The organism is Methylomonas sp. BG-2, assembly GCF_057766305.1.
Genome location: NZ_JBYMAP010000327.1, coordinates 1 through 3,352, shown reverse-complemented (window position 1 = coordinate 3,352; position 3,352 = coordinate 1). Strand labels below are relative to the sequence as shown.

At 48.2% G+C, this 3,352-nt stretch carries 1 protein-coding gene and 1 pseudogene; both read left to right on the top strand.

Annotated features, from left to right (window positions below; genetic code table 11):
* Positions 1-118: 118 nt before the first annotated feature.
* Positions 119-1,714: an RNA repair transcriptional activator RtcR gene (rtcR, locus tag AC3B8H_RS19590; RefSeq protein WP_488443202.1), complete on the top strand. Its 1,596-nt coding sequence runs from the start codon at positions 119-121 to the stop codon at positions 1,712-1,714.
* Positions 1,715-2,097: 383 nt separating this feature from the next.
* Positions 2,098-2,691: pseudogene (locus tag AC3B8H_RS19585) on the top strand (IS5 family transposase); the annotation flags it as partial.
* Between the last annotated feature and the right edge of the window lie 661 nt (positions 2,692-3,352).

Sequence of the window (3,352 nt, the reverse complement as noted above, 5' to 3'; positions counted from 1 at the left end):
TATAACTCTATGTTTTTATATGATTATTTATTATTTTTATCACGATAGTCAGCCAGGGATTACTACGTTGCTATAATAAATTTCTATCCTTATTTATACGTATTTAGATATTTATATCATGAAGCGAAAAGTTGTCATTGGCTTTGTCGGCACACAGCTTGATAACGGTACAGCGCCGTCAAGATGGGAAAAGTGGCGTCCTACTGTGTCTCTCGTGCAGCACGAAGAACTGCTCATCCATCGTATGGTGTTAATGTACGATGGAAGATATCAAAAATTGGCGACGCAACTGCAGGATGACATTGCTGCCGTTTCGCCGGAAACCGAAGTCACGCTCACGGAGATCAATATTAGCGATCCGTGGGATTTCGGCGAGGTCTATGCGGCGCTGTTTGATTTTGCCAAGCATTACCCGTTCGACACCGAAAACGAGGATTACTGGATACACATCACGACAGGCACCCATGTCGTGCAAATCTGCCTGTTTTTGATGGTAGAAGCTCACTACATTCCAGGCCTCTTGTTACAGACTTCGCCGCCGCGCAAACAGTCATCGGGGGTACCAGGCAACTACGCATTGATCGACCTGGATTTAAGTCAGTATGACGCCATTGCCCAACGCTTCGCGCGCGAACAATCAGATGCGATCGCGCTGCTCAAGTCCGGCATCGCTACACGTAATGCCTCATTTAACCGAGTGATCGGTGAAATCGAACATGTTGCAATTCGATCTAAAGCACCCATACTGCTGATGGGACCGACAGGCGCCGGCAAATCTTTTCTGGCGAAACAGGTGTTTGAACTGAAAAAATCCCGCCACCAGATCACTGGCCCTTTTGTCGAGGTCAACTGCGCGACTTTGCGCGGAGACGGCGCTGCGTCGGCATTGTTCGGCCATGTTAAAGGCGCTTTTACCGGTGCCATGCAAGAACGAGGCGGCTTATTGAAAACAGCGCATCAAGGCCTGTTGTTCCTGGATGAAATCGGCGAACTGGGATCGGATGAACAAGCGATGCTGCTGAAAGCCATCGAGGAAAAAACGTTTTATCCTGTCGGCGGCGATAAGCTGGTCAGCAGTGACTTTCAACTGATTGCCGGCACGCACCGCGACCTGCGGCAAGATGTTCAAGTGGGACGTTTTCGGGAAGACCTGTTCGCCAGGATCAATCTTTGGACTTATGAATTACCGCCACTGGCACGGCGACCGGAAGACATCGAGCCCAACATCGATTATTTGCTCACCCAGCAATCTTCCGATTTGGGGCGGAAAATCAGTTTCAACAAAGAAGCCCGGCAAAAATACCTGAAATTCGTCACGTCGCCAGCAGCGAAATGGCCGGGAAATTTTCGCGACCTGGGAGCATCGATCTTGCGTTTGGCAACATTAGCCGAAGGTGGACGCATTGATGATTCCTTGGTTGATAAAGAAATCGAGCGGCTGCATCAAATCTGGGGGCAGCAGGATAACAATGGCTCGAACGCGTTAAGTGCTTTTTTAACCCAGCCTCAAATCGATGAAATGGATTTGTTCGATCGGTTGCAATTGCAATCCGTAATCGAGGTTTGCCGAGAATGCAGCAATCTTTCTGAAGCAGGACGCCGGCTGTTTAGCGTTTCCCGCACGCAGCGCGGCAGCACAAATGATTCGGATAGGCTTCGTAAATATTTGGGGCGATTTGGATTGGATTGGTTAGCGATGAAATCCGGGCAGTAGCGGCTTGTGGGATTATGGTGCGCGGACAAAGATGCTCGGTTTCTATGAATAATGCTGCTGGAAGGCTTAGTCTGAAAGCAATTGGGGAAACTTGGTTTTCGTTGCTTCCACGCTGTCGAAATTTCGAGGTTTGAATGCATTCATCGTTACGCGGCCCCACTGAAAACTTATCTGAACTCGTTCAGAGGCAAGTCGTAGAAATGACCTCAACCTTACAAATAAATCATTTTTCCTATGCGAGCAGTTATCAGCGATGATCCTGAAAAGAGCAGTTAAACCTTGCCAACAAAGCGTAATTTGCTGAAATTATTAGACAAGGGCTTTGTTGCATAAATCGCCCGTAGCCCCCACTGTGAAAGGAGAATCACTGACAGCGAGCCTAAATGCCTAAGGTACAACCCCAAAAATACAGAACGACCAATTGGCGTGATTACAACCAATCCTTGAAGCAACGCGGAGCCCTGTTGCTATGGATCGATAAAGACATGGATTGGTTAGCGCCGACCAGTGGAAAACGTGGGCGAGCGGAGAAGTTTTCAGATGCAGCGATTCAATTTTGCCTGATGGTCAAGAACCTATTCGGCCTGGCGTTACGGCAAGCTACTGGCATGGTGGACAGTCTGTTGAAGCTGTCTGGCCTCGACTGGCCGATGCCTGATTATTCGACGCTTTTCCGTCGCCAGCAACGCTTGCAGGTCTGTATTTCTTATCGCCCCAATCCCAAGGGGTTGCACTTGCTCGTCGACAGCACCGGCGTGAAAATGTTGGGCGAAGGCGAATGGAAAACCAAGAAGCACGGGGCTGAGTATCGCCACCAATGGCGTAAGGTTCACTTAGGAATCGATGCCGAAACCCTGGAAATTCGGGCGACTGAAGTCACGTCAAACCGTGTCGGTGACGCTCAAGTATTACCGGATTTGCTCAATCAGATTCCTCAGGACGAACGTATCAACTTTGTCAGTGGCGATGGCGCGTGGGCTTGACCGCCCAGTTGCGCCGGCAAGACCCACAACTTTTGGTGTTAAGACCTCTACCAGCAATCGCGAGAGACCGTGACGGCCGCTATTTCATCCTGGCCAAAGTCGATGCCGGACAGTCCGAACCGACAAGGGAAAAAGATGCCTAGCAAAAATAACTTGACGAGAAAATTGTCTAGCTGCAGAATTCTGCTGCATTGGCGTCTGGCAGTTCCTATCACTACGGAAATCCGGTGCCTGCGATTTTCAAGGAAAAAATATTATTAGAATTAGCTTATTAAAGCTTAGGGATCAGCATTAACTTAACTTGTCAGGGACACAGTCCAATCGCGATATGCAGCGACAAATCACCCGAATTTTTACAGCCTAAAGAATAGCGCTACCCAAAACATGCTTTTTTAAAGTTTGTCATAAAATACACTCCATTCGAAAGGGAAATTGGTCATGGAAATGACATATCGGCAAAGTACACTCCAGATCGCTAGGTTTTCTATGCGCTTCGACGTAGGTGCTACTCTACTCCGGTTGGTTACAAACATATTTTGGAAGGAATTTGTAGTGGCATTCCGAAAGGTTGAAATCTGCCGATTAATATTCGGCGAAATAATGGAAACACAAGTATTAACGCCATTGAGTAACTTAACAGTTGCGTCTCCTTGCC

Excerpts from the sequence above, each read along its gene's own strand:
- rtcR (WP_488443202.1), top strand. The coding sequence starts at position 119 with ATGAAGCGAAAAGTTGTCATTGGCTTTGTCGGCACACAGCTTGATAAC.